Genomic DNA, 22,878 nt, shown 5'->3' with positions numbered 1-22,878 from the left:
GCGTCCTGCCATGGTCGATCCCCTCCAGGTTGCTCGCTCGGGCTGCTCTAGTCGGGTGGCTGTGTCTAGTCGGGTGGTCGTGCGGTCAGGAGCGCGCGGCCGCCGCCGAGACGCCCTCGGGCACCGCGCCCGGCGGCAGCCGGCGCTTCCCCGGGGTGAAGGTGGCCGGGATGCGCTGCCACCCGGTGTTGACCCCCTGCCGGGGATAGCGCTTCAGCGCCGACACGTCCACGACGTAGTCGGGCATGCGCTCGAGCACCTGACGCAGCATCTCCTTGGCCATCCGCTTGCCCAGGTGAGAACCCGCGCAGCGGTGGATGCCGACGCCGAAGGCCAGGTGCCGGTTCGGCCAGCGGTGGATGTCCACCTCGTCGGGGTCGTCGAACTGGGTCTGGTCCCGGTTCGCCGAGGACCACGACAGCAGCGCGCGGTCGCCCACCGAGACCGGGCAGCCGTGGAACTCGGTCTCCCCGATCACGGTGCGGGCCAGCGCCTGCGTGGGGGAGAAGTAGCGCAGGAACTCCTCCAGCGCCCGGTCGACCAAGGAGGGGTCGTCGATCAGCTCCTGGCGGACGTCGGGGTGCTGGTAGAGCCACACGAGCGTCTGGCTCACCAGCGAGGCCGTCGTCCCCACGCCGCCGCTGATGAGCAGCTCGACGATGGAGAAGGTCTCCTCCTCGGTGATCGGCCGCCCGTCGACCTCGGAGTGCACCAGGTAGCTGATGACGTCGTCGCGCGGCTCGGCCTTGCGGGCGGAGATGGTCTCGCGCATCTGCTCGGAGCACCACGGCAGGTCGACCTCGACGGCCTGCTTGTAGACCGGGCTGTCGGTGGGCTCGGCCAGCGTGGCCTGGTGCGACCGGGCGTAGACCTGCCAGTGCTCGACCGGCAGGCCCAGCCAGTCGATGGTGACGATCGACGGGACGCCGATGACCTGGGCGAGGTCGGCGTCACCGCTCTCGATGAGCTCGTCGATGAACCACGTCGTCCACTTGACGATCATGTCCTCGACCTTCTCCACCGCGGCGGGGGAGGCGATCGGGTTGACCACCTTGCGGAAGCTGCGGAACTCCGGCGGGTCGAGCTCGATCGGGATGTGCTTGTGCATGGGCGTCTTCGGGATGACCACCGACAGCCCCGGGCCGCCGTACTGGTCCAGCCGCTGCGAGGAGAAGACGTCGTCGTCGCGCGCGGCCTCGAAGACCGCGTCGTAGCTCGACAGCACCCAGAAGCCGCCGTGGGCGTCGCTCCAGGCGACCGGGGAGGTGGTCCGCAGCCGGCGGTAGGCCCCGGCCGGGTCGTCGGCGTGCTCCTGCGAGTGGTGGTCGAAGTGGACGACCGGGCAGCGGCGCTCAGCGGTCATGAGTGGTCCTCGCTCGTCTCCGTGGCCTCGATCATGTGTGATGATGCTTATCCTGTTTTGGACCTGTCAACGCTCGGGTGCGCCCCGGGCGCGGCCGACCCGAGGGGGAGCGATGCGCGTCTCTGTCGACCTGGACGTCTGCCAGGGGCACGGCGTCTGCCACATGACCGCTCCGGACGTCTTCGCGCTGGACGAGGAGGACGGCCACGCCATCGTCCAGGTGGACCCGGTGCCGGCCGAGCTCGAGGCCGACGCCCAGCTGGCGGCCGACAGCTGTCCCGAGCGGGCGATCAGCGTGCACGACTCCGAGCCCGCCGACGTCTGACCCCCGCGGCGGGCGTGGGCTGCTCCCCCGGGCCGTCCGTCGCCGCACCCGCCGAAGTGCTTGACGTCCCGGGGGTCCATGCGAAACATGTGCATGGATAGTTGGGCGGGGACAGCTCGCGAACAGGAGGGGCCCATGCGGACCTACACGGAGCTGGTACCCGCCTTCCACGACCAGGGGGACTGGACGCTGGCCGCGGTGCTGCGGCACCAGGCCGCCTCCCGCCCGGACGCGGTCTTCCTCGACCTGCCGGAGGAGGGGCTCACCCTCACCTACGCCGAGTCGCTGCAGCAGGCCGAGTCGGTCGCCGACCGGCTGGCCGAGGCGGGTGCCGCCCCGGGGGACCGCGTCCTGGTCATGGCCGCCAACTCCTCCCAGTTCCTGCGGACCTGGCTGGGCACGGGCGTCGGCGGCACGGTCGAGGTGCCGGTCAACACCGCCTACGAGGGCGTCTTCCTGGAACACCAGCTGGTCACCGCGGCTCCGCGGTGGGCGGTGGTCGACGACGTGCAGGCGGCCAAGTTCGTCGTCCTCGGCGAGTCCGCGCGGGTCGTCGAGGCGTTCTGGGTCGTCGACACCGGCAGCCGGGCCGAGGCCCTGCGGCTGCTGCGGGACGCCGGCTGGACGGCCGAGCCGTGGGAGGAGCTGGCCCGCGGCGCCCGGCCGGGGGCGCGCTCGGACCCGCCGCCACCCCACGCGCTGGCTTCGATCTTCTTCACCTCCGGGACGACCGGGCCCTCCAAGGGCGTGGCCATGCCGCACGCGCAGATGTACTTCTTCGGCCAGGAGGTGGTCAGCCTGCAGCGGCTGACCCCGGACGACGTCTACTTCACCTGCACGCCGCTGTTCCACGGCAACGCCCAGTTCATGGCCGCCTACCCGGCGCTCATCGCCGGCGCCCGGCTGGTCTGCCGGCCGCGCTTCTCCGCCAGCCGCTGGGTCGACCACCTGCGCGCCTCCGGCGTCACGGCCACCAACCTCATCGGCGTGATGATGGACTTCATCTGGAAGTCCCCGGCCCGCCCGGACGACGCCGACAACGTGCTGCGCACGGTCTTCGCGGCGCCCACGGCGACCTCGATCCTCGCCGGCTTCAAGGAGCGGTTCGCCATCGAGGCGTTCACCGAGGTCTTCGGGCTGACCGAGACCAGCGCGCCGATCCTGTCGCCCTACGGCGAGGACCGGCCCGCCGGGGCCGCCGGGCTGCAGGCCGCCGACTGGTTCGACGTCCGGCTGGTCGACCCCGACACCGACCGCGAGGTGCCGGTCGGCGAGGTGGGCGAGCTCGTCGTCCGCCCGCGGCACCCGTGGACCTGCTCGCTGGGGTACTTCGGCATGCCGGAGAAGACCGTCGAGGCCTGGCGCAACCTGTGGTTCCACACCGGCGACGCGCTGCGCCGGGACGCCGACGGCTGGTTCTACTTCGTCGACCGGTACAAGGACGCGCTGCGCCGGCGCGGGGAGAACATCAGCTCCTACGAGGTGGAGCAGGGGCTGCTCGGCCACGACGCCGTGGTCGAGTGCGCCGTCGTCGCCGTCGCCGCCGAGTCCGAGGCCGGTGAGGACGAGGTCATGGCCTACGTCGTCACCGACCGCTCCGTCGACCCCGCCGAGCTGTGGGCCTGGTGCGAGGGCCGGATCCCCGCCTTCGCCACCCCCCGGTTCCTGCGGTTCGTCGACGCGCTGCCCAAGACACCCTCGGAGAAGGTGCAGAAGGCGCAGCTGCGGGCGGCCGGGGTCACCGCGGACACCCACGACCGGCTGGCCGCCCCGGCGCCGGCCGGCGCCCGCTGAGGGGCAGGGTCGTGGACCGCCCCGCTGCCCGGCTGCTGACGGTGGAGCGCCGCTGATGGTCCCGTACCGCACCGTCCTCTTCGTCCCCGGCCACAAGCCGGCCTGGGTCGACAAGGCGCTGTCCGCCGGCGCCGACTGCGTCGTGCTCGACCTCGAGGACTCGGTGCCCGCCGACCTCAAGGAGGGGGCGCGGCGGACCGTGGCCGACTCGATCCGGGCGGTCCGCCGGGCGGAGCCCCGGGTCGGGCTGTTCGTCCGGGTCAACCCGCTGGACACCCGGACGACCGGCGCGGACCTCGAGGCCGTCGTCGTCCCCGGGTTGACCGGCGTCTTCGCACCCAAGGTGGGCGCGGCCACCGACGTCCTCCGCTACGACGCGCTGCTGGACCACTTCGAGGACCGCAACGGCGTCTCCGGCCTGGAGTACATCGTCCCGGTCGAGACGATCGGCGCCATCCAGGACGCCCGGGAGATCGCGCAGGCCTCCCCGCGGGTGGGCGCGATGATCGGGCCGACCGCCGAGCACGCCGACATCGCCCGCGCGGTCGGCTACCGGTGGACGCCGGAGGGGGAGGAGACCCTCTACCTGCGCAGCCGCGTCCTGCTGGCCTGCCGGGAGGCCGGCATCCACCCGCTCACCGGGCTGTGGGAGCGGCTGGACGACCTGGCCGGGCTCGCGGCGTTCGCCGAGCACGGCCGCCAGCTCGGCTTCCGCGGCATGGTCGTCATCCACCCCGGCCACGTGCCGGTGGTCAACGACGCCTTCACCCCGTCGGCCGAGGACGTCGCCTTCCACGAAGGCCTCGTCGCCGCCTACGAGCGCGCCGCGGCCGAGGGGTCCGGCGCGGTCCGCTACCGCGGCGTGCACATCGACAAGGCGCACGTCGACACCGCCCGCGAGTGGCTGGCCCACGCCCGCGCCCTGCCCGGCGGCGGCGGTCCGGCGCCGGCAGACGCGCTCGGCATCGACGCACCCGAAGGGGGCCACTGACATGACCGGCACCGACACGGCCAACACCGACACGACCAGCACCGACACGACCAGCACCGACACCACCGGCACCGACCTGCGGACCTGGGTCCCCGGCACCCGCGAGCTGCTCGTCGACGGCCGGCTGGTCCCCGGCGAGGGGCCGGCCGTCGAGGCGGTCAACCCGGCCACCGAGCAGGTGACCGCGACCGTGCCCACCGCCACGATCGAGCAGGTGGACCGGGCCGTCGCCGCCGCCCGGCGGGCGTTCCCGGCCTGGGCGGCGGCCAGCCCGCAGGAGCGCAGCGCGGCGATCTCCCGGCTCGCCGACGTCTTCGCGGCCCACACCGAGCGGCTGACCGCCTCGATCGTCAACGAGGTCGGCACCCCCGCCGCCTTCGCCGAGGTCATGCAGGTGAAGCTGGGGATCGCCCACCTGCGCTGGCAGGCCGAGGCGGCGCTGGTCGACCGCACCGTGCAGCTCGGCGCCTGGCACGACCCGGTGCTCAGCTACTCCGAGGTGGCCTACCGGCCGGCCGGCGTGGTGGCCTGCATCACCGGCTACAACTACCCGATCAACCTGGCGGTCTTCAAGTTCGGCGCCGCCCTCGCCGCCGGGTGCACCGCGGTGCTGCTGCCCTCCCCGCGCACGCCGCTGACCACGCTGTGGATGGGCGAGCTCTTCCGCGAGGCGGGCATCCCCGACGGCGTCCTCAACGTCGTGATCGGCGACGGGCCGTCCGTCGGGCAGCACCTGACCACCCACCCCGGCGTCGACCGGGTGTCCTTCACCGGGTCGGACGCGGTCGGCGCCCGGATCATGGAGCAGGCCGCCCGCGGGTTGAAGGGCGTCACCCTGGAGCTCGGCGGCAAGTCGCCGAACATCCTGCTGCCCGGCGTGGACGCCGCCGGGCTGGCCCGCGACATCCACCTGCGCTGGGCCCGCAACGGCGGCCAGGGCTGCGCCGCGCTGGCCCGGATGCTGGTGCACGAGAGCCTGGTCGACGAGTTCCTCGCCGCGTCCAAGGACGCGTTCACCGCGCTCAAGGTCGGCGACCCCTGGGACCGCGGCGTCAACATCGGGCCGATGATCCGCGAGGACCACCGGGCCCGGGTCCAGGGGTTCATCGACGACGCGCTGGCCGACGGCGGCGAGATCGTGCTCTCCCTGGACGCGCCGGTGCCGGACCGGGGGTACTTCGTCAACCCCGTGGTCTTCGCCGGCCTGCCGCACGACAACCGGCTGGTGCAGAACGAGGTGTTCGGGCCGGTCGGCGTCGTCGTCCCCTTCGCCACCGAGGAGGAGGCGGTCCGGCTGGCCAACGACACCGCCTACGGGCTGGCGGCCAACGTCTACACCCCCGACGTGGAGCACGGCCGGGCACTGGCCGCGCGGATCCGCGCCGGGACGGTGTGGGTCAACGGCGGCGGCAACATGCGCCCCGACGCGCCCTTCGGCGGCTTCGGGCTCTCCGGGGTCGGCCGGGAGATCGGCGAGTGGGGCATCCGCGAGTACCTCGAGCCGCAGCACGTGCAGTGGCGGCCGTGACCGGGCAGGGGGAGACGATGACCGGCACCGCAGGAGGCGCCCCGCCGTTGGCGGGGGTCACCGTCCTGGAATTGGGCACCATGTACGCCGCGCCGACCGCGGGGCGGATGCTGCGGGACTTCGGCGCGCGGGTGGTCAAGGTCGAGGACCCGGGGACCGGCGACTTCGCCCGCCAGTGGACCCCGCACCACGAGGGGCTCTCCATCGGCTTCGCCCGGCTCAACGCGGGCAAGGAGTCGATCGGCATCGACCTGCGCCGGCCGGAGGGGCGCGACCTGGTCCGCCGGCTGGCCGCCCGGGTCGACGTCGTCGTGGAGTCCTTCCGGCCCGGCCGGCTGGAGGACTGGGGGCTGGGCTACGACGTCCTGTCCGCCGACAACCCGGGGCTGGTGCTCGCCCGGGTGTCCGGGTTCGGGCAGACCGGGCCCTACCGGCAGCGGCCGGGCTTCGGCACGGTCGCCGAGACCGCCAGCGGGTACGCCTACGTCAACGGCTGGCCGGACACCCCGCCGACGTCGCCACCGTTCGGCTTCGCCGACTCCATCGCCGGCCTGTCGGCGGCGTTCGGGACGACGACGGCGCTGTTCAACCGCTCGCGCACCGGCCGCGGGGACGTCGTCGACGTGGCGCTGTACGAGCCGCTCATGTTCATCCTCGGCGACCTGGTGCTCAACTACACCGCCACCGGCCACGTCCAGCAGCGGGTGGGCAACGGCTCGGGTGCGGCGTCCCCCCGCGGCATCTACCAGGCCGCCGACGGCGGGTGGCTGTCCATCGCGGCGTCCAACCAGACCATCGCGCTGCGGCTGTTCGAGGCGATGGGCCGCCCGGAGTTCACGGACGACCCGAAGTTCGCCACGAACGTCGCCCGCATGGCCAACAACGACGAGCTGCAGGAGCACGTCAAGGCGTGGGTGGCCCAGCGGCCCCGCGACGAGGTGCTGGCCGACCTCGAGGCGCACGAGGTCGTCGCCGCCCCGGTCAACGACGCCCGCGACATCGTCGCCGACCCGCACTTCCTCGAGCGCACGCTGGTCGAGCTCACCGGGACGGCGCTGGGCCGGGTGCTCGTGCCCGGTCCGGTGCTGCACATGGGCAGCTACGCCGGCCCGCTCTACGGCGGCGTCCCGGCGATCGGCGAGCACACCGACGCCGTCCTGGCCGACCTCCTGGGGATGTCGCCGGCCGAGATCGCCGCGCTCGACGGCGTCGTCGCCTCCGCTACCGGCGACGCGAAGCCGGCCAGGACGCTGAGCTCGGCGTGGGCGGAGTGACCGGGCCGGGGCGCCGACCCGGCCCCTCCGTCGACCTGGCGGGCAAGGTCGCGCTGGTCACCGGCGGCAGCCGGGGGCTGGGGCGGGAGATGGTGCTCGGCCTGGCCGCCGCCGGCGCCGACGTGGTCATCGCCAGCCGGGACCTGGACAGCTGCGAGAAGGCGGCCGCCGAGGTGCGCGAGACCACCGGCCGGCGTGCCCTGCCGGTGTCGGCGCACGTGGGCCGCTGGGACGCCCTCGACGGGCTCGTGGACGCCGCCTACGCCGAGTTCGGGCAGGTCGACGTGCTGGTCAACAACGCCGGGATGTCGCCGCGCTACGACACCGTCGCCGACGTCAGCGAGGCGCTGTTCGACAAGGTGATCGGGGTCAACCTCAAGGGCCCGTTCCGGTTGGCCGCGCTGATCGGCACCCGGATGGCCGCCGGGGACGGCGGTTCGATCATCAACGTGTCCAGCGCCGCGGCGGCCCGGCCGCGGGCCGACGTGGTGCCCTACGCCGCGGCCAAGGCCGGGCTCAACGCGGTGACCGTCGGCCTGGCGCACGCGTTCGGACCCACGGTGCGGGTCAACGCGATCATGTGCGGCACCTTCCTCACCGACGTGTCCGCCGCCTGGGACATGGACGCCTTCGCCCGGCGGGCGGCGACCTTCGCGCTGCGCCGGGGCGGTCAGCCGGCCGAGGTCGTCGGGACGGCGCTGTACCTGGCCGGCGACTGGTCGTCGTTCACCACCGGTTCCATCATCACCGTCGACGGAGGGCAGCCGTGATCATCGACGTGCACTGCCACGCGTGGCCCGACGCCATCGCCGAGCGCGCCCTCGGGCCGCGGGTGCCGCAGCTGCCCCGGGTCGGCGACGGGAAGATCTCCTCCCTGCCCGGCGTGCTCGAGCGGGCCGGCGTCGACCGCGGCGTCCTGCTGGGCATCGCCGACACCGCCAAGTACGTCGACGGCGTCAACCGGTTCGTGGCCCGCTCCCGCGGTGGGCCGCTGTACGGCTTCGGCACCGTGCACCCCGACCTGCCGGTCGAGGACAACCTCGCCTCGCTGCGCCGCAACGGCATCCCCGGGGTGAAGCTGCACTCGCTGTTCCAGGGGTTCGCCTACGACGACCCCCGGGTGTGGGAGCTGCTGGAGGCGTTCGGCTCGGACATCGCCGTCATCGCGCACGTCGGCCGGGGCGGGGACGCCGAGAGCAACGAGCGGGCCACGCCGCGGATGGTCCGCGACATCGTCCGGCGCTTCCCCGACCTGCGGCTGGTCGCCTGCCACTTCGGCGGCTACCACCGGCTGGAGGAGGCCGAGGAGGAGCTGCTCGGCGAGGACGTGCACCTGGAGACCTCCTGGCCGCCGACGATGGCCGAGCTGGCGCCCGAGCGGGTCCGCGCGATCGTCGACCGGCACGGCGCCGACCGGATCGTGTTCGGCTCGGACTGGCCGATGGCCGACCCGGGCCGGGAGATCGCCGCGGTCCGGGGGCTCGGCTACGACGAGCAGACCACCGCCGGCATCCTCGGCGGCAACTTCGCCCGGCTCATGGGCTGGGACCTCGGCGCGCCCACCCCCGGCCCGCTCGTCGCGGAGGAGGCCCCGCGTGGCTGAGCCGGCCGCGGGGGGCCCCACCCTCGGGGACGACGTCCTGGTCGACCAGCGCGGGGACGCCACCTGGATCACGCTCAACCGGCCCGACCGGCGCAACGCCTACGACCCGCAGATGGCCGAGGCGCTCGTCGCGGCCCTCGACGGCAGCACCCGGAGCCGGGCGGTGGTGATCACCGGGGTGCCGGGCAGCTTCTGCGCCGGCGGGGCGCTGGGCACCCTCTCCGAGCCCGACGTCACCACCATGCGCGGGCTCTACCGCGGCTCGCTGCGCCTGTTCGACGCGGTCCGCAACCACCCGCGGCCGGTGATCGCCGCGGTCAACGGCCCGGCCGCCGGCGGCGGCAACGAGCTGGTGATCGCCTGCGACCTGGCCATCGCCGCGCAGTCGGCGACCTTCGGACAGACCGGCCCGCGGGTGGGCAGCGCCCCGGTCACCGGTGCCACCAACGTGCTCGGGGTGCAGATCGGCGAGAAGCGGGCCAAGGAGATGGCCTTCCTCTGCCGCCGCTACACCGCCGCCCAGGCGCTGGAGCTGGGCCTGGTCAACACCGTCGTCCCCGACGACGAGCTGGTGGGCGCGGTCGACGCGCTGGTCGCCGAGCTGGCCGCCCTCTCCCCGCGCTACCTGGAGATCGCCAAGGTCAGCTCCAACGTCTGGTGGAACGCCGCCCGGGACTCCTTCACGACCGGCCTGGGCATGCTCGTGCAGGCCATCGGCAGCCCCGACATGGCCGAGGGCGCCCAGGCGTTCCTGGAGAAGCGCCGCCCGCGGTTCCCGCCGCCGGACGCCTGAGCGGGAGGGACGACGTGCGGATCGTGGTGGTGGGGGCCTCGCTGGCCGGCGTCCGGACCGTGCAGGCGCTGCGCCGGCGGGGGAGCACCGACGAGGTCGTGCTCGTGGGCGCCGAACCGGGCGCCGAGGACGGCGTGGCCACCGACCGCCCCCCGCTGTCGAAGAAGTTCCTCGCCGACCCCGCGACTCCCGCGCCCCCGCTGGTCTCCGCCGCCGACCTCGCCGGCCTGGACGTGCGGCTGGTGACCGCACGGGCCACCGACCTCGACCTGGACGCGCGCCGGGTGCTGCTGCACGGCGGCGACGAGCTGCCCTTCGACGCCCTGGTGGTCGCCACCGGGTCGACACCGCGGTCGGTGCCCGGCCTCGAGCCGCGGCCGGGCGTGTACCAGCTGCGCGGCGCCGCCGACGCCGCCGCGATCCGGGCGGCGGGCGCCGACGGCGCCCGGGTCGTGGTCGTGGGCGGCGGGTTCATCGGCGCCGAGGTGGCCTGGACGCTGCACCGGCTCGGGCGGGAGGTGGCCGTCGTCGAGCCGCTGCCGACGTTGATGGTGCGCGGGCTGGGCCCGGAGGTCGGCGCCGCCCTCACCCGGCGGCACGCCGCGGCGGGGGTCGCCCTGCACCTGGGCGCCGGGGTCGCCGGCATCGAGGGCGCCGAGCGGGTGAGCGCGGTCCGGCTGACCGACGGGTCGGCCCTGCCCGCCGACGTCGTCGTCCTGGGCCTGGGCGCGGCGCCGGAGACCGGCTGGCTGACCGGGTCGGGGCTGGACCTGCGCGACGGCGTGGTGTGCGACGAGCACCTGGCCGCGCGCGGCGCCGAGGGCGTGTACGCCGTCGGCGACGTCGCCCGCTGGTACCACCCGCGCTACGGCGAGGACGTCCGGGTCGAGCACTGGACCAACGCCGTGGAGACGGCCACGGTCGCCGCGGCCAACCTGACCGGGTCGCCGACCGTGCACGAGGCGGTGCCCTACGTGTGGACCGAGCAGCTCGACGGGCGGCTGCAGGTCTTCGGCCGGGTGCGTCCCCAGGACGAGCTGCGGGTGGTGCACGGCGACCTGACGGGCGACTTCGTGGCCCTGACCGGCGGGGACGGCCTCCTGCAGGGGGTCGTCGGGTTCGGGGCGGTGCGGCCCACCATCGCGTTCCGCAAGCTGCTCGGCGCCGGCGTCACCTGGGACGAGGCCCTCGCCGCCGCCTGAAGGAGGACCCCGTCCTCCCCACCCCTCGCGCGCTCGGGGCGGTGCCCTGGACGGGGCCGGGCGGGCGCAGGGGGTCCTTTCTACGGTGACGCCGCCACCGGCACGGGCGGGCGCACCCAGCGGTCCACGGCGAGGAAGCACAGCCCGCAGCAGGCCAGCGCGGCCACCGTCGCCGCCCAGGACGCGTCGTAGCCGCCGGTGAGGTCGGCCAGCACGCCGAACACCAGCGGGGAGACCAGCGCGCCGGCGTAGTAGCCGCTGGACATCACCGCCGTCGCCCGGCCGACCGCGAGCGGGGCCCGGTCGATCGCCACGCCGTGGGTGAAACCCGCGCCGACCAGGTTGGCCAGCAGGCCCACCACCGCGCCGCCGGCCAGGACGGCCAGGCCGACGTGGGAGCCCAGCCACACCAGGAGCGTCCCGGTCAGCGAGGTCGCCACCACGCCCGCCGCCAGCAGGGCGCGCCGGCCGGGACCGGCCCGGTCGGCGCGGCGGGCGGCCAGGACCATGGCCGCCGCGCCGAGCGCCGTCCCGGCGGCCGACACCGCACCCGCGGTCCCGCGCGGGACGCCGGCGTCGACGAGGCTGAGCACCAGCCAGGACATCAGCGGCTGCGAGCCCAGCACGTAGAGGAACGCGGCCAGGACCACCCACGGGAACCGGCGGGGGAGGACCTGCCCGCCGCTCCGCCCGGCGACCGCCGCGCGCCCGCGTGCGGAGGGCAGCAGGAGCGCGCCCGCCCCCGCGTTGACGGCGGCCAGGACGGCGAGCCCGAGCGCCACCCCCTCCCAGCCGACCGCTGCCGCGGCCGGTGGGCCGGCGAGGGCCAGCACGGTGGCCCCGATCGGCACCCCGGCCGTCTTGACCGCCACCGCCGTCCCCGCCTGCTGCGGCCGGGACACCGCGGTGACCGCGAGGCTCGTGCCGGCGTTGGCCAGGGCGTAGGCCGCTCCGCAGAGCACGCTGGCCAGGCCGAGGGTGGCCAGGGCCGGCCAGCACGCGACCGCGGCGAGGGCGAGCGCCACGAGCAGCTGGTCCCCGGCGACGCACCAGCGGGCCCCCAGCGGCTCGACCATCCGCGAGGCCAGCAGCGACACCGCTCCCGTGGCGCCGTAGAACAGGCCGACCAGCAGCCCGAGCTGGGCCCCCGACAGGTCCAGCGCCGCCCGCACGTCCGGCCCCAGGTAGGCGAGCAGGAAGGGCGGCGCCGCGCCAAGCCCCATGGCGGCGGTGCTCACCACCAGGACCGGTGGACGGACCGCGCGGCCGCGGGTGCCCAGCACCGAAAATGCTTAGCATGTTTTCGGCCCCGCGGGAACTCGGTCGCCCGAGCTCCCGCCGCAGACCCCTGCCCGGCCCTGCGGCGCCCCGGCCGGGTGCTAGCGTGCCGGCGCCGGTGCTCCGGACCCGTGCGGGAGGTGCGATGCCGGACGCGGTCTGCGACGTCGCCGCGGCCGCCGACCCGGTCGCCGCGGTGCTCGAGGCGCACGCCCGCGGCGGGCTGATCGCGCTGCGCACGTCGGGTACCACGAGCCGGCCCCGGTCGGTGGTGCGGACGGTGGCCTCGTGGGTGGACTCCTTCCCGGCGGTCTCCCGGCTCACCGGGATCGGCGCGGCGTCGCGGGTGTGGGTCCCCGGCCCGCTGTCGGCGACGATGAACCTGTTCGCGGCGGTGCACGCCCGCGCCGCCGGGGCCGCCCTCACCCCGGTCCCCGACGACGCCACCCACGCGCACCTGACCCCGGCGGTGCTGGCCCGCTGCCTGGACGCCGGGACCGACCTGCGCGGGCGGCACGTGGTGGTGGCCGGCGACCGGCTGGCCGACGCGCTGGCCCGCCGGGCGGCCGCGGCCGGCGTCCGCACCAGCCACTACTACGGCGCGGCCGAGCTGTCCTTCGTGGCGTGGGGCAGCCACGCGTCGGACCTGCGGGTGTTCCCCGGCGTGGCGGTCCGCGTCCGCGGCGGGGAGATCTGGGCGCGCTCGCCGTTCCTCGCCCGGGGCTACGCCGGGCGGCCCGGGCCGCTGCGGGTCGCCGCGGACGGGTTCGCCACGGTCGGTGACCGCGGGTCCCTGGCCGGCGGCGTCCTCACCGTGGCCGGCCGCGGCGGCGGCGCCCTGGTGACGGCCGGGGCGACGGTGCTGCTCGCCGACGTCGAGCAGGTCCTGGGGCGGGCGACGGGCGGGGAGGTGGTCGTCGTCGGCGTCGAGCACCCTCGGCTGGGCGCGGTCGTCGCCGCCGTCCTGCCCCACCCCGGCGTCCTCCGGCGGGCCCGCGCCGCGGCGCGGGCCGAGCTGTCGCGGGCCCAGCGGCCGGTGCTGTGGTTCGTTGAGCCGGACCCGCCGCTCACCGCGGCCGGCAAGGTGGACCGGGCGGCGCTGGGCGAGCGGGCGGCAGCCGGCCGCCTGGCCCGTCTGCCGGGGGCGGAGCCGCCGGTCGAGCGGTGAGGGCCCTCACGGTCCCGCGGCCGCCGCGGGGGCGCCGGAGAGGTGGCGGGCGGTGTTGACCAGGCCGACGTGGCTGAAGGCCTGCGGCGTGTTGCCGACCTGGCGCCCGGCGGTGACGTCGTACTCCTCGCTGAGCAGCCCGAGGTCGTTGCGCAGCCCGAGCAGCCGCTCGAACAGCCGCTCGGCCTCCGCCGTCCGGTGCAGGCCGGCCAGCGCGTCGGCCAGCCAGAACGAGCAGGCGAGGAACGCCCCCTCGCCACCGGGGAGCCCGTCGACGCCGCCGTCGGCGTCGGGCCGGTAGCGCAGCAGGAACCCGTTCTCGGTGAGCTCGCGGGCGACGGCGTCCACGGTGCCCCGGACCCGCGGGTCGTCCCAGGGGAGGAACCCCACCCGGGGGATGAGCAGCAGCGCGGCGTCGAGGCCGCGGGAGCCGTAGAACTGGGTGAAGGTGCCGCGGTCGGCGTCGTAGCCCTTGGCGCAGACGTCGTCGTGGACCTCCTGGCGCAGCCGGCGCCAGCGGTCCACCGGGCCGGGCAGGCCGAAGCGCTCGACGGCCTGGACGGCGCGGTCCAGCCCCGCCCAGGCCATCACCTTCGAGTGCACGAACGGCCGGCGCGGCCCCCGGACCTCCCACAGGCTGTTGTCGTCGGAGTCCCAGGCGCCCTCGAGGAAGTCCAGCAGGGCGCGCTGCACGTCCCAGGCGTCCTGCTCGGCCGGCAGCCCGGCCAGCCGGGCCAGGTGCAGCCCGACGAGCACCTCACCCCACACGTCGAGCTGGAACTGGCCGGCCGCGGCGTTGCCCACCCGCACCGGGGCGGAGCCCGCGTAGCCGGGCAGCCAGGGCAGCGAGGACTCCGGGATGCGCCGGGCGCCGTCGAGCGCGTACACGATCTGCAGGTCGGCGGGGTCGCCGGCGACGGCCCGCAGCAGCCAGTCCCGCCAGGCGCGGGCCTCCTGCAGGTACCCCGTGCCGAGCAGGGCCTGCAGCGTGAAGGTCGCGTCGCGCAGCCAGCAGAAGCGGTAGTCCCAGTTGCGCGAGCCGCCCAGCTGCTCCGGCAGGGACGTGGTGGCGGCGGCGAGGATGCCGCCGGTCGGGGCGTAGGTCAGCGCCTTGAGGGTCACCAGCGAGCGGCGCACCGCGTCGGCGTAGCGGCCCCGGTAGGTGCACCGGCGCGTCCAGTCGGCCCCGGCCCGCACCGTGTCGGCCAGCGCGCGCTCGGCGTCGGTCGGCCGGGGACGGCGCAGGTGGGAGGCGGCGTAGGTGAGCGCGAACGGCACCCGCTGCCCGGCCGTCACCTCGAACCGCGCCTCGATCCGCTGGTCCCGGTGCGTGACCCGGGCCGGGGTGGTCAGCCAGACCGCATCGGGGCCGGCCAGGGCGGCGAGGTCGCCGTCCACCGTCCGGATCCACGGCGCGACGTGCCCGTAGTCGAACCGCAGGACCAGCTCCATCTCGACCGGCACCCGCCCGGAGACGCCCTCCACCACGCGGACCACGACCGGCGCCTCACCCCGCGGCGGCATCAGGTCGACCACCCGCACCGTCCCGTGCCGGGTCTCCCACTCCGACTCCAGGACCAGCGAGTCCCCCTGGTAGCGCCGGCGGGTGCAGGGCCCGGCCCCGGCCGGCGCGAGCAGCCAGCGGCCGGCGGTCTCGTCGGCCAGCAGCGCGGCGAAGCAGGCCGGGGAGTCGAACCGCGGCAGGCACAGCCAGTCGATCGACCCGTCCCGGCCGACCAGCGCCGCGGTCTGCAGGTCCCCGAGCAGGCCGTAGTCCTCGATCCTGCCGACCATGCCGGTCCTCCTGTCGCGGGGATGGCACCATACGCCTCCGGTCCGCCGTCGCCGGCCGGTCGCGCGCCGGCCGCCGGACCGGTGCGCGGGAGGGAGTGCGGGTGCCGGACGTCGACCTGCCGGTGGTCGTGGCCGCCCGCCGCACGCCGATCGGCACGGCGGGGATGTCGCTGGCGGCCCTGACCGCGGCCGACCTGGCCGCACCGGTCCTCACCACCGTCGCCGCAGACCTCGCCGGGCGGGCCGGACCGGTGCGCGAGGTCGTCCTCGGCAACTGCACCGGCCCCGGCGGGGACGTGGCCCGGGTCGCCGCGCTGCAGGCCGGCCTGCCCGTCGACGTCCCCGGCCTGACCGTCGACCGGCAGTGCGGCAGCGGGCTGGCCGCGATCGTGCTGGCCTGCTCGGTGCTGCGCGGCGAGGAGGGGGTGGTCCTGGCCGGCGGGGTCGAGTCGGCGTCCACCGCGCCCTGGCGGTTCTGGCCGCCGGCGCCGGGCGGGGAACCGACCCGCTACACCCGGGCCCCCTTCGCCCCGGCCGCGCTCGGGGACCCGGACATGGGGCCGGCCGCCGACCGCCTCGCCGCCGACCTCGCCGTCCCCCGCGCCCGTCAGGACGAGTACGCCGCCCGCTCGCACGCCCGCGCGGTGGCCACCCGGCGCGCCGGCGGCTACGCCGCGGAGATCGTCCCGGTCGGCGGGGTGGACCGCGACGAGCGGCCGCGCGACCGGCTCACCGTCGAGCGGCTGGCCCGGCTGCGCCCCGCCTTCGGCCCCGGCGGCACGGTGACCGCCGGCAACTCGTGCGGGGTCAACGACGGAGCCGCCGTCGTCGCGGTCACCGACGCCGCCACCCACCGGCGCACGGGGCTGCCGGGGCTGCGGGTCCTGGCAACCGCGACCGCCGGGGTGGACCCGGCCCGGCCGGGCCTGGGCATCGTGCCCGCCACCCGGGCGGCCCTCGCCCGCGCCGGGCTGACCCTCGACGACCTCGACGTCGTCGAGTTCACCGAGGCCTTCGCCGGGCAGGTGCTGGCCTGCTGCGCCGTCCTGGGCCTGGCGCCCGAGCGGGTCTGCCCCGAGGGCGGGGCGCTCGCGCTCGGCCACCCCTGGGGCGCGTCGGGCGCCGTCCTCGCCGTCCGGCTGTTCTCCCAGCTGGTCCGCCGGCCGGGCGGCCGGTACGGCCTGGCCGCCGTCGCGGTCGGCGGCGGGCAGGGCGTGGCCGTGGTGGTCGAGGCCTGCCGCTGAGCAGCCCGCAAGCGCGGGCACCGACCGGGCGCGGGCGTGGTCCGCGGCGGCGTCGGGTCAGGCGCTCGCCGCCGGCCGGACGGACTCGCGCAGCCGGACCGGCATGGGCACCCGGACCTCGAGCTCGGTCGGGGTCTGCCGGCCGAGCAGGAGCCGGACGGCCCGCGCGGCCATCTCCCGGTGCGGCAGGGCGACGCTGGTGAGCGGCGGCTGCAGCCAGACGGCGAGGTCGGAGTCGTCGAAGGACACCACCGAGACGTCCCCGGGCACGGACAGGCCCCGCGCGGTCAACGCCTGGTACACGCCCATCGCCACGCGGTCGTTGAGGCAGATCACGGCCGACGCGCGTCCCCCGCCGTCGAGGAAGGCGCCGAACTCCTCGTACGCGGACTCGGGCCACCAGGTGCAGTGGACGGTGCCGGCGAGCGCCGTACCGGCGGCGCGCAGCGTCTCCTGGATGCCCGCGGTCCGCTCCAGGCCGGCGACCACCTGCTCGTTCGGTTCCCCGACCAGCCAGATGCCCTCGCGGTGCCCGGTCTCCAGCAGGATTCGGGCGGCGTCGCGCCCTCCGCGGCGCTCGTCGGGCACCACCCACGGGCACTTGCGCTGCGAGGTGCGGCAGTTGAGCAGGGCCACGCGCTGGGTGCGCAGCCCCGCGGGCAGGGAGACGTCCCGGGTGAACATGCTCGCGTAGAGGTAGGCGTCGACGTGCCGGTCGGCCAGCTCCCCGACCAGGCGCTCCTCGAGCGCCGGGTCCTCCTCGGTCTCGCACACGAACAGCAGGTGACCGTGCCCGGCCGCGGCGGCCAGCGCGCCGTGGACCAGCCCGCCGGCGTAGGCCTCCGTGGCGATCGTGTCGGTGATCAACGCGATGGTGCGGGTCACGCGGGTGCGCAGGCCGCGGGCCATGAGGTCGGGCCGGTAGCGCAGCTCGTTGGCCGCACGCAGCACCCGCCGGCGGGTCTCCTCGGCGATGCGCATCTCGCGGTCCCGTCCGGTCAGCACGTAGTGCGCCGTCGTCCGCGAGGTGTCGGCGCGAACCGCGACGTCCTGCAGAGTGACCCGGCTGGGCACGGCGGGAGTCTGCCATGGAGGTCCCGGTCCCCGCAGCCGCGACGAGCCGGGCGCGGCCCGTGCTTGACAGGGGGGCCGCGAGCCCGTTGACTGCTGCTGAATCCATCCAGTTGTGACCCAGGTCACGGTCTCCGTCGAGGCGCACCGATGGCCGGCGGTCCCCGAGGGGGTCCGATGCGCGGGTGCAGGTGGAAGCTGGCGGTCGGTGCGATCGTCGCCACGACGACGCTCGGCGCCTGCGGGGGCGGCACCGGGGACGCCGGCGGTGGGGGGGACTCCGGCCTGCTCATCTGGGCCGGGTCCGGCACCGGCGGTGACGCCCTGAAGCAGGTCGCCCAGAGGTTCGGCGAGGAGAACGGCGTTCCGGTCGACGTCGAGCTCCTGCCCGGGGACGAGCTGCAGACCAACTTCGTCACCGCGTCGCAGGGCAACAACGCACCCGACGTCGTGTGCGGAGCGCACGACTGGATCGGCAACCTGGTGCAGAACGGCACCATCGACCCGATCCAGCTGCTCCCGGCGGTCCGGGAGGACCTGCAGCCCCTGGCCGTCCAGGCCGTGACCTACAACGGCCAGGTCTACGGCATGCCCTTCACCATGAACAGCCTGGTGCTGTACCGGAACACCGACCTCGCTCCCGACGCGCCCGCGACCATCGAGGACCTGGTGGCCACGGGGCAGCAGCTGCAGGCGGCCGGGCGGGTCACCGAGGTCCTCGCCCTGCCGGTCAGCGACACGGGCAACGCCTACTTCATGTACCCGCTGTTCACCTCCGCCGGGGGCTACGTCTTCGGGACCGCGCCGGACGGCAGCTTCGACAGCACCGACCTCGGCCTGGCCGCGCCCCAGGCGGTGACGGCCTACCAGCAGATCGGGGCCCTCGGCGAGAAGGGCCAGGGCGTGCTCAAGCGCTCGATCAGCGCCGAGAACGACCTGAGCCTGTTCACCGACGGGCACACGGCCTTCATGGTCGAGGGGCCGTGGCAGCTGCCGAACCTGGCCAAGAGCAGCGTGCCCTACGACATCTCCCCGGTTCCGGGTTTCGCCGACGGCGGGCCGGCGTCCCCCTTCATCACCGTCGACGCCTGCTACGTGGCCAGCCGCGGAGAGCACCGGACGCTGGGTCAGGAGTACGTGGCCAACTTCTGGTCGCGGCCCGACGTCCAGGCCGCCTACCAGAAGGCGGCCGAGGCCGTGCCCGCCTCCCTGACCGTCCTCGACCAGATCCGGGACACCCAGCCGCTGGTCGCGGAGGCGGCCGACATCGCCGCCCAGTCCGGCCAGATCATGCCCAGCATCCCCGAGATGGCGGCGGTGTGGGACCCGTGGGGCAAGGCCGAGGCGGCGGTCGTCGCCGGCGCGGACCCCCGGACGACGATCACCGCGGCGGCCACCACCATCCGGGGGGCCATCGGCGGGTGACGCGGGCAGCGGCGGGTCGACGCGCGGGCGCAGCCGCCGTCCCTTCCGCCGGCCTCCCCCTTCCGCCCGACACAGCCAGCCCCAACCCGAGGAGGTCGACATGGCCCGCTCCACCGTGGACGTCGACACGGCCCGCCCCACCGGCAGCCCGCCCGGCGGCCGGGGCAGGGCGGGGCTGGGGGTCGGCTCGGACGGGACCAGCAGCCCGCTCGGCCTGGTCCTCAAGATCGCCGCGCTGGCGCTGCTGGCCGCCGTGGCCGTGTGGGGCGCCGTGCCGCTGGTCAGGACGCAGAACTGGATCGGGCTGGCGGTCCTGGTCGCGGTCACCCTGCTCGGCTTCTACGTCTACCTCTCGCCGCGGACGATCCCGTTGAAGTACCTGCTGCCGGGCACGCTGTTCCTGATCGCCTTCCAGATCCTGCCCATCGTGTACACCGTCGCCACCGCCTTCACCAACTTCAGCGACGGGCACCGCGGCAGCAAGGAGGAGGCGATCGCCGCCATCGAGGGCGCCTCGGTCCAGCAGGTCCCCGGCTCCCCGGTCTACGACCTGACCATCGCCGCCGACGGGGACCCCTCGACGGGGGACCTGGTGTTCCTGCTCGCCGACCCGACCACGGACCAGGTGTTCGCCGGCACGTCCGACGGGCTGGCGCCGCTGTCCGCGGCCGACGTGCAGCGGTCCGACGCGGGGCGGATCACCGCGGCCGAGGGGTACACCGTGCTGGACGTCGCGCAGATCAGCGACCGGCAGGACGACCTCACCGCCTTCACCGTGCCGACCGACGACGGCGCCATCCGCAACCAGGGGCTGTCGTCGGCGTTCGACGGGGCTCCGCAACGCGCCTACGACGCGGGCTGCGACTGCATCACCGACGCCGCGTCGGGCCGGACGTGGACCGCCGACGACGGCAACGGCGCGTTCGTGGCCGACGACGGCCAGACCCTGGCGCAGGGGTGGCGGGTCGGCGTGGGCCTGCGCAACTTCGGCGCCATCTTCACCAACGACGTCATCCGCAGCTCGTTCCTGCGGATCGTGGTCTGGAACTTCGCCTTCGCGTTCCTGACCGTGCTCATCACCTTCGGGCTGGGGCTGCTCGTCGCCCTGGCCCTGAACAACCCGATGCTCAAGGGGAAGACGTTCTACCGGTCGCTGATCATCCTGCCCTACGCGATGCCGGCCGTGGCGATGTACCTGGTCTGGCGAAACATGTTCAACACCGACTTCGGGCTGATCAACCGCATCCTGGGCACCCACGTCAACTGGCTGGGCAACACCGCCAGCTCGATGGTGGCCATCCTGCTGGTCCAGCTGTGGCTCGGCTACAACTACATGTTCCTGGTGATCACCGGGGCGCTGCAGTCGATCCCCAAGGACCTCACCGAAGCCGCGGGTGTGGACGGCGCCAAGCCGTTCTACGCGTTCCGCACCATCACGTTCCCGCTGCTGCTGGTGGCCCTCGCGCCCCTGCTGATCTCGTCGTTCGCCTTCAACTTCAACAACTTCAACGCGATCTACCTGGTGACCCAGGGCGGCCCGTTCTCGCCGGACAACCCGTCCGCCGGGGGCACCGACCTGCTCATCACCTACACCTACCGGCTGGCGTTCGGCGGCGCGGGCGCCGACTACGGGTTCGCGGCGGCGATCTCGGTGGTCATCTTCCTGATCGTCGGGGTCATCTCGGTCCTCGCCTTCCGCCGCACCCGCGCTCTGGAGGAGGTCAACTGATGGCCATCACAGGCAACCAGGCCGGCCCGCAGACGATCGCGGCCGTGGGGGAGGGCCCACCGACCGAGGTGGTGCGGCTGGGCACGGCCAAGGGCAACTGGTTCCGCCGCGTGGGGTGGAGCCACCTGGTCGGCGTCCTCGCCCTGGTGTTCTCCCTCTTCCCGATTCTCTTCGTGGTCTCCGCGGCGCTCAACCCGGTCGGCACGCTGAGCTCGTCGCAGCTGCTGCCGACCAGGATGAGCCTGGACAACTTCGGCGCCATCCTGTCGGGGTCGTTCCCGCGGTGGTTCTGGAACAGCCTGCTCATTGGCGTCCTGTCCGCGGCGCTGTCGATGTTCATCTCCGCCTGCGCCGCCTTCGCCTTCTCGCGGTTCCGGTTCACCGGGCGCCGTGCCGGCCTGCTCGCCGTGCTGCTGATCCAGCTGTTCCCGCAGTTCCTGGCCATCGTGGCCCTCTACCTGATCTTCGCCGACATCACCAACCTGTGGCCGGCCATCGGCCTCAACTCGATCTGGGGCCTGCTGCTGCTCTACCTCGGCGGTGCCCTGGGGGTGAACACCTGGCTGATGAAGGGCTTCTTCGACACCATCCCCAAGGACCTCGACGAGTCCGCCAAGGTCGACGGGGCCAGCCACGCGCAGGTGTTCTTCGGCATCATCCTGCCGCTGGTCCGGCCGATCCTCGCCGTCACCGGCCTGCTGGGCTTCATCGCCGCGGTCAACGAGTTCCTCATCGCCAGCGTCTTCCTGACCGACGACTCGGTGAAGACCGCCGCGGTGGGCCTCTACGGCCTGGTGGCCGACCCGCAGACGGCGAACGCCAACTTCGGCCTGTTCGCGGCGGGCGCGGTCATCCTCGCCGTCCCCACCGTGGCCCTGTTCCAGTTCCTCCAGCGCTACATCGTCGGCGGGCTCACCGCCGGTGCGGTGAAGGGCTGAACGAAGGACCCCCTGCCCCCCACCGCTCGCGAGCTCGCGGCGGGACCCTGCAGGGGGCCAGCGTCCCCGGGTCGCGCGGCGACCCGTCCCTACGAGCACGGAGGAGTGCCGGTGGCCGAGGTGGTCCTGGACAAGGTCAACAAGCTCTACGAGAACGGGTTCCACGCCGTCCAGGACCTCGACCTGGACATCGCCGACGGCGAGTTCCTGGTGCTCGTCGGGCCGTCTGGGTGCGGGAAGAGCACCGCGTTGCGCATGGTGGCCGGGTTGGAGGACATCACCACCGGCACCCTGCGCATCGGTGACCGGGTGGTGAACACGCTCTCCTCCCGGGACCGCGACATCGCCATGGTGTTCCAGTCCTACGCGCTCTACCCGCACATGAGCGTCGCCGACAACATCGCCTACGGGCTCAAGCTGCGCCGGATGGACAAGCAGGAGATCGAGCAGCGGGTCCACCGGGCCGCCGGCATGCTCGAGCTCGGTCACCTGCTCGACCGCAAGCCCAAGCAGCTGTCCGGCGGTCAGCGGCAGCGGGTGGCGATGGGGCGGGCCATCGTCCGGGAGCCTCAGGTGTTCCTCATGGACGAGCCGCTGTCCAACCTGGACGCCAAGCTGCGGGTGCAGATGCGCGCCGAGATCGCGCAGATCCAGCGCGACCTGGACGTCACCACCATCTACGTGACCCACGACCAGACCGAGGCGATGACCATGGGGGACCGCATCGCCCTGATGAAGGCCGGCGTCCTGCAGCAGGTCGGCAACCCCCAGCACATCTACGACTCCCCGGACAACATCTTCGTGGCCGGTTTCATCGGCTCCCCGCCGATGAACATGGCGATCGGTTCCGTCGAGCGCGGCGCGACCGGCTACCTGCTGCGGCTGGGCAGCGCGGTCCTGTCCCTGCCGGAGTCCGTGCTCGCCGACCGCCCGGCTCTGGCCGGGTACGCGGGGCGCGACGTCGCCGTCGGCGTCCGCAGCGAGGACATGGAGGACGCCTCGCTGGCCCGTGACGCCGCACCCGACGCGCGCATCCGGGCACGGGTGACCTTGACCGAGGCGCTCGGGTCGGAGATCGTGGTGCACTTCTGCGTCGACGCGCCCAAGGTCGAGACGGCCGACACCAAGGAGCTCGAGCGCGACGCCCGCACCGAGGACCTGCCGGCGTCGCAGCAGGGGACCCCCTTCGTCGCGGCCTTCGCGCCCCGGTCGCGGGTCCGCCCCGGCGACGACATCGAGATCGCGGTCGACCGGGAGCGGCTGCACTTCTTCGACCCGCAGACCAACCTCGCCATCCGGTCGTAGTCGCCGGCGGTGCCCCCGTCCGGTGCGGCTCGGGAGCGGCGTCCCGGCCCGTA

At 74.6% G+C, this 22,878-nt stretch carries 19 protein-coding genes; 15 read left to right on the top strand and 4 right to left on the bottom strand.

The window, feature by feature from the left end:
• Positions 1-85: 85 nt before the first annotated feature.
• Positions 86-1,363, bottom strand: coding sequence for a cytochrome P450 (locus DQ238_RS00790; RefSeq protein ID WP_113779396.1), 1,278 nt, complete (start codon positions 1,361-1,363; stop codon positions 86-88).
• Between the two features lie 112 nt (positions 1,364-1,475).
• Between DQ238_RS00790 and DQ238_RS00785 the strand changes: the two genes are divergently transcribed.
• From DQ238_RS00785 to DQ238_RS00745, 9 genes are all read left to right on the top strand, one after another.
• Positions 1,476-1,688 (top strand): ferredoxin, encoded by a 213-nt coding sequence (locus DQ238_RS00785; protein WP_113779395.1) that lies wholly within the window; start codon positions 1,476-1,478, stop codon positions 1,686-1,688.
• A gap of 135 nt (positions 1,689-1,823) precedes the next feature.
• Positions 1,824-3,482: an AMP-binding protein gene (locus DQ238_RS00780; RefSeq protein WP_113779394.1), complete on the top strand. Its 1,659-nt coding sequence runs from the start codon at positions 1,824-1,826 to the stop codon at positions 3,480-3,482.
• Positions 3,483-3,537: 55 nt separating this feature from the next.
• Positions 3,538-4,473 carry a CoA ester lyase gene (locus DQ238_RS00775; protein ID WP_113779393.1) on the top strand — a complete coding sequence of 312 codons (936 nt, stop codon included), beginning with the start codon at positions 3,538-3,540 and terminating at the stop codon, positions 4,471-4,473.
• A 1-nt stretch (position 4,474) separates the two neighbouring features.
• Complete coding sequence (locus tag DQ238_RS00770; RefSeq protein ID WP_113779392.1) at positions 4,475-6,001, top strand: aldehyde dehydrogenase family protein; 1,527 nt, start codon at positions 4,475-4,477, stop codon at positions 5,999-6,001.
• Positions 5,998-7,275 (top strand): CaiB/BaiF CoA-transferase family protein, encoded by a 1,278-nt coding sequence (locus DQ238_RS00765; protein ID WP_199506046.1) that lies wholly within the window; start codon positions 5,998-6,000, stop codon positions 7,273-7,275. Before DQ238_RS00770 ends, DQ238_RS00765 begins: the two co-directional genes overlap by 4 nt.
• Positions 7,263-8,045 carry an SDR family NAD(P)-dependent oxidoreductase gene (locus DQ238_RS00760; protein ID WP_233495605.1) on the top strand — a complete coding sequence of 261 codons (783 nt, stop codon included), beginning with the start codon at positions 7,263-7,265 and terminating at the stop codon, positions 8,043-8,045. The genes DQ238_RS00765 and DQ238_RS00760 overlap by 13 nt, the downstream gene beginning before the upstream one ends.
• A complete protein-coding gene (locus tag DQ238_RS00755) occupies positions 8,042-8,878 on the top strand; it encodes an amidohydrolase family protein (RefSeq protein WP_113779390.1) in 837 nt (278 codons plus the stop codon). Before DQ238_RS00760 ends, DQ238_RS00755 begins: the two co-directional genes overlap by 4 nt.
• Positions 8,871-9,671: an enoyl-CoA hydratase/isomerase family protein gene (locus tag DQ238_RS00750; protein WP_199506045.1), complete on the top strand. Its 801-nt coding sequence runs from the start codon at positions 8,871-8,873 to the stop codon at positions 9,669-9,671. The genes DQ238_RS00755 and DQ238_RS00750 overlap by 8 nt, the downstream gene beginning before the upstream one ends.
• 14 nt (positions 9,672-9,685) lie before the next feature.
• Entirely contained in the window at positions 9,686-10,873 is a 1,188-nt protein-coding gene (locus DQ238_RS00745) for an NAD(P)/FAD-dependent oxidoreductase (protein WP_158550669.1), read from the top strand.
• An 80-nt stretch (positions 10,874-10,953) separates the two neighbouring features.
• Here the strand turns inward: DQ238_RS00745 and DQ238_RS00740 are convergent, their stop codons facing one another.
• On the bottom strand, positions 10,954-12,156 hold the full coding sequence (locus DQ238_RS00740) for an MFS transporter (RefSeq protein WP_113779388.1): 1,203 nt from the start codon (positions 12,154-12,156) through the stop codon (positions 10,954-10,956).
• Between the two features lie 140 nt (positions 12,157-12,296).
• Here DQ238_RS00740 and DQ238_RS00735 point away from each other — a divergent pair, with 140 nt between their 5' ends.
• A complete protein-coding gene (locus DQ238_RS00735; RefSeq protein WP_158550668.1) occupies positions 12,297-13,319 on the top strand; it encodes a class I adenylate-forming enzyme family protein in 1,023 nt (340 codons plus the stop codon).
• Between the two features lie 6 nt (positions 13,320-13,325).
• Here DQ238_RS00735 and DQ238_RS00730 read toward each other — a convergent pair whose 3' ends face one another.
• Complete coding sequence (locus tag DQ238_RS00730; RefSeq protein ID WP_113779386.1) at positions 13,326-15,113, bottom strand: glycoside hydrolase family 15 protein; 1,788 nt, start codon at positions 15,111-15,113, stop codon at positions 13,326-13,328.
• 101 nt (positions 15,114-15,214) lie between these two features.
• Here DQ238_RS00730 and DQ238_RS00725 point away from each other — a divergent pair, with 101 nt between their 5' ends.
• Positions 15,215-16,357 (top strand): thiolase family protein, encoded by a 1,143-nt coding sequence (locus tag DQ238_RS00725; RefSeq protein ID WP_233495604.1) that lies wholly within the window; start codon positions 15,215-15,217, stop codon positions 16,355-16,357.
• A 57-nt stretch (positions 16,358-16,414) separates the two neighbouring features.
• Here DQ238_RS00725 and DQ238_RS00720 read toward each other — a convergent pair whose 3' ends face one another.
• Positions 16,415-17,431: a LacI family DNA-binding transcriptional regulator gene (locus tag DQ238_RS00720; RefSeq protein WP_199506044.1), complete on the bottom strand. Its 1,017-nt coding sequence runs from the start codon at positions 17,429-17,431 to the stop codon at positions 16,415-16,417.
• A 174-nt stretch (positions 17,432-17,605) separates the two neighbouring features.
• Between DQ238_RS00720 and DQ238_RS00715 the strand changes: the two genes are divergently transcribed.
• The 4 genes from DQ238_RS00715 (at position 17,606) to DQ238_RS00700 (ending at position 22,825) form a co-directional block, all read left to right on the top strand.
• The gene (locus DQ238_RS00715; protein ID WP_158550667.1) at positions 17,606-18,853 is read left to right on the top strand and encodes an extracellular solute-binding protein; all 1,248 of its coding nucleotides are present in this window, start codon (positions 17,606-17,608) and stop codon (positions 18,851-18,853) included.
• Positions 18,854-18,953: 100 nt separating this feature from the next.
• Positions 18,954-20,582 carry an ABC transporter permease subunit gene (locus tag DQ238_RS00710; RefSeq protein ID WP_113779384.1) on the top strand — a complete coding sequence of 543 codons (1,629 nt, stop codon included), beginning with the start codon at positions 18,954-18,956 and terminating at the stop codon, positions 20,580-20,582.
• Positions 20,582-21,520 (top strand): sugar ABC transporter permease, encoded by a 939-nt coding sequence (locus DQ238_RS00705; protein ID WP_113779383.1) that lies wholly within the window; start codon positions 20,582-20,584, stop codon positions 21,518-21,520. The genes DQ238_RS00710 and DQ238_RS00705 overlap by 1 nt, the downstream gene beginning before the upstream one ends.
• Positions 21,521-21,631: 111 nt before the next feature.
• The gene (locus DQ238_RS00700) at positions 21,632-22,825 is read left to right on the top strand and encodes an ABC transporter ATP-binding protein (RefSeq protein WP_113779382.1); all 1,194 of its coding nucleotides are present in this window, start codon (positions 21,632-21,634) and stop codon (positions 22,823-22,825) included.
• Positions 22,826-22,878 lie beyond the last annotated feature (53 nt).

It is taken from the genome of Geodermatophilus sp. TF02-6, from assembly GCF_003319115.1.
Lineage (GTDB): Bacteria > Actinomycetota > Actinomycetes > Mycobacteriales > Geodermatophilaceae > Geodermatophilus.
This window is presented reverse-complemented; position numbering and strand designations above follow the sequence as displayed.

Coding starts and splice junctions, on each gene's coding strand:
- DQ238_RS00790 (WP_113779396.1), bottom strand. CDS start 1,363: ATGACCGCTGAGCGCCGCTGCCCGGTCGTCCACTTCGACCACCACTCG.
- DQ238_RS00785 (WP_113779395.1), top strand. CDS start 1,476: ATGCGCGTCTCTGTCGACCTGGACGTCTGCCAGGGGCACGGCGTCTGC.
- DQ238_RS00780 (WP_113779394.1), top strand. CDS start 1,824: ATGCGGACCTACACGGAGCTGGTACCCGCCTTCCACGACCAGGGGGAC.
- DQ238_RS00775 (WP_113779393.1), top strand. CDS start 3,538: ATGGTCCCGTACCGCACCGTCCTCTTCGTCCCCGGCCACAAGCCGGCC.
- DQ238_RS00770 (WP_113779392.1), top strand. CDS start 4,475: ATGACCGGCACCGACACGGCCAACACCGACACGACCAGCACCGACACG.
- DQ238_RS00735 (WP_158550668.1), top strand. CDS start 12,297: ATGCCGGACGCGGTCTGCGACGTCGCCGCGGCCGCCGACCCGGTCGCC.
- DQ238_RS00730 (WP_113779386.1), bottom strand. CDS start 15,113: ATGGTCGGCAGGATCGAGGACTACGGCCTGCTCGGGGACCTGCAGACC.
- DQ238_RS00715 (WP_158550667.1), top strand. CDS start 17,606: ATGCGCGGGTGCAGGTGGAAGCTGGCGGTCGGTGCGATCGTCGCCACG.
- DQ238_RS00710 (WP_113779384.1), top strand. CDS start 18,954: ATGGCCCGCTCCACCGTGGACGTCGACACGGCCCGCCCCACCGGCAGC.
- DQ238_RS00705 (WP_113779383.1), top strand. CDS start 20,582: ATGGCCATCACAGGCAACCAGGCCGGCCCGCAGACGATCGCGGCCGTG.